This is a genomic window from Methanoregula sp. (assembly GCF_002835825.1).
Lineage (GTDB): Archaea > Halobacteriota > Methanomicrobia > Methanomicrobiales > Methanospirillaceae > Methanoregula.
In genome coordinates this window covers 1-2815 of sequence record NZ_PIZH01000288.1, presented here as the reverse complement: position 1 = coordinate 2815, position 2815 = coordinate 1, and the positions used below count along the sequence as shown (strand labels likewise).

Sequence of the window (2815 nt, the reverse complement as noted above, 5' to 3'; positions counted from 1 at the left end):
TGCTGTGAAGCGGGGTCTCGTCCGGATGTACGAACGCGGGCCGGGCAGCATCGCAACGTTTGCGATCGTTCGCCCGGGAATGCTTGCCGAAGTCCGGATACAGCGGTTGCGGCAGATGGGCTGCACGAAAGAATCGCTCAACGGCGATGCGGCATCAGAGATCGCGGGCCTTAAGATGTACCCGTCCTGCCCCCAGATCTCCCGCGAGCTCTGGGGGGTGTCGCAGGATTATTTCATCCGGTTCTTCCGGGTCATGGACAACGGGGTCATCGAGCTCGGGAGCGATGGCGAACCGTTGCCGGCTGGTGCCGTAGTGCGGCCCGACCAGGTGCCGGGGCCGGTGCGATACCTCCGGCGCCGGAGAAAGGAACTGGCTGGGAAGGCGAAGACCCGGAATCTGCACTTGGCTGAGAAGGCCATCTCCCCGTCGGAAGTGCAGTCTCCGGGGGAGAAAGATCCACAGGGGAGTACTCCCTCAACCTGAAAGTCCTGTTTTCTAAGAACTCTGACGAGTGCTTCTCATCTTCCTGGTCAGATGACCAGTCAGATTTTTAAATTGGGCGTATTTTTCCGATCAGGGGCTATTTTATCCTTCTTTACTATTATCGCGTTTTTTTCAGAAACCGTGAACCTGACCTATTCACCCGGATGACCTGACATAAACTCCCGGAAACGCCCATTTTCGCCTCCGATTTTGGGGGTTTTACGACGGTAGGCCTAAATTGCGCTAATAGAACCCTAATAGATCGCGAAAGTCGGTGCCGATCAGGCTATAGGGGGGTATTCCGGCGGCCGGATCACCGGATCCGGGGCTCCCCACAAAAGATCGCCCGAGGGATACCCTGGTCCCATCCCCCGGATCTTTTATCATTCGTTATAGCGCAGGTAGTACAGATCGTCCATGCAGACAGACCTCCGGAACATCCTGAATTATTCTCTTGCTGCAAGCGCGGTTGCGCTCATTATCACGCTCTCACTCATCGCTGGGTGTCTTTCGAACGGAACGCCGGCAGGCACTCCGGGACAGAATGGCACGGGACCGGCAGCACCGATCCCGGCCCGGTATGCGGCCGGGGAAATTACCCGGCTTAATGACCAGGCGGAAAAAACCGCCACTGCCTCGCTCAACGCGATCGCTCTACTTCCCCCACAAGAGCGTACGGTCGACAACACACTCCTTGCGTATGACCGGGTGATATCGGATTACAACGATGCCATCGGGCCCCTCATCCTCATGCGGTATGTGTACCCGGATCCTGCCATAGCCGAGGAAGGCAGCAAGGTCGCAACATCCTCCCAAATCTTCCTCAACGGGGTAACGACCCGGCGCGACCTGTACGATGCGCTGAAGGGCCCGGTGCCGCGGACCCCCGATGAATCCCGGCTCTACAATGAGACCCTCCGGGAGTTCGAGCACAACGGGCTTGCACTTCCCGATGATCGGCTCGCAAAGGTCAGGGCACTGCGGGCAGACCTGAGTGCGCTTGAATCGCAGTACATGTACAACCTGAACAACGACAACACCACGATCGAGTTCACGGCGGGGGAACTGGGCGGCGTCCCGTCCGCATCGATTGCCGGCTTTAAACAGACGCCGCAGGGGACGTATCTCGTCACTACGAAATACCCGGATTACATAGTTGTGATGGCGAGCGCTGAATCGGGCCAGACCCGGAAGAAGATGTACGCTGCCTACTATAACCGGCAGGCAGAGGCGAACATCCCCCTGCTTGAACAGGCGATCGGTCTCCGCCAACAGGCTGCACAGGAGCTCGGGTACGCCACCTGGGCCGACTTCCGGCTGGACGGGCGGATGGCAAAAAGCACCGCGAATGCCATGACGTTCCTCACGTCGCTACAGAAACCCCTGCGGGAGAAAACCGCCTTGGAATTTTCGGAGCTCCTCGCGATCAAGAACGAGATCGATCCCCGGGCAACAGCGCTCGATCCCTGGGATATCGCATACCTGCAGGAGATCCAGAAGAAACGGCAGTATATGTACAGCGATGAGGAGGTACGGCAATACTTCCCGATGGACAACGCACTTGCGGGAATGTTCTCGATCTATGGTAACCTCTTTGGCGTCCGGTTCGACGAGGTGAAGGGTGCTCCGGTCTGGTCGCCTGAGGTGCGCCTGTTCGCTGTAAGGAACCTCTCCAACAATGCCACGGTCGGGTACCTGTATCTCGACCTGTATCCCCGGGAAGGCAAGGACGGGTGGTTCTCCGAGTCAGAGGTTATCAAAGGGAGACAGAACAATGGTTCATACACGGTCCCGGTTGTGGCCATCGTTGCAAATTTCCAGGCCCCGTCGGGGGACCGGCCCTCGCTCCTGACCCCGTACGATCTTGAGACGCTCTTCCATGAAGGCGGGCATGCCATGCACAGCCTTCTCACGACCGCGCCGTATGGTACGATGTCCGGGACCAGCGTTGAGTGGGATTTCATCGAGACCCCGTCGCAGGCCCTTGAGGAGTGGGTCTGGGACCCGCAGGTGCTGGAATCCCTGTCAGGCCATTATACCAATTCCTCTCAAAAGATCCCCCCGGACCTCCGCGACCGGGTCATTGCTGCACATAAAGCCACGATGGGAAGTACGTACAGCAGCCGGATGGAGAAATCTCTGGAGGACATGCGCTTCCACACGTCAACAGGAGCCGTCAACGTGACCGACATATGGTACCGGACGTACAAGGAAGTGTGGGGCATACCCCCGGCTGCAGGAACGCACCAGCCGGCATCGTTCGACCATGTCATGGACGGGTACGATGCAGGGTATTACAGTTATCTCTGGGCTAAAGTGTACGCCCTGAAT

The 2815-nt window shown here is 58.2% G+C and carries 2 protein-coding genes; both read left to right on the top strand.

All coding sequences use genetic code 11. The annotated features are described in order from the left end of the window. On the top strand, positions 1–484 hold a 484-nt coding region (locus CW742_RS09940; protein ID WP_292419860.1), incomplete at its 5' end, for a hypothetical protein. Between the two features lie 417 nt (positions 485–901). Then, on the top strand, positions 902–2815 hold a 1914-nt coding region (locus tag CW742_RS09935; protein WP_292419858.1), incomplete at its 3' end, for a M3 family metallopeptidase.